Source organism: Psychrobacter sp. TB20-MNA-CIBAN-0197, from assembly GCF_040309765.1.
Lineage (GTDB): Bacteria > Pseudomonadota > Gammaproteobacteria > Pseudomonadales > Moraxellaceae > Psychrobacter > Psychrobacter submarinus.
In genome coordinates, this window is record NZ_JBEOPC010001006.1 from 1 (window position 1) to 254 (window position 254).

Here is a 254-nt window from a genome sequence, read left to right on the forward strand (position 1 = left end):
TTCAATAACTACCTTGATGCAAACAAAAAAGGTGCTATTGTTAAAGGTAAAGTGACTGAAGTTGATGCGAAAGGCGCAACTGTTGAACTTATCGAAGGCGTTGAAGGTTACATCCGTGTAGCTGATATCGCTCAAGAGCGCGTTGAAGATGCAACTACTGTTGTTTCTGTAGGCGACGAGATTGAAGTTAAATACGTTGGTGTTGATCGTAAGAACCGCACTTTAAGCTTATCTGTAAAAGCTCTTTTCGAAGC

Annotated in this window: 1 protein-coding gene; it reads left to right on the forward strand. The window is 40.9% G+C overall.

The window, feature by feature from the left end; genetic code table 11:
- The coding region (locus tag AAEY83_RS16920; protein WP_351060963.1) for a S1 RNA-binding domain-containing protein at positions 1-254 on the forward strand (254 nt) is incomplete at both ends.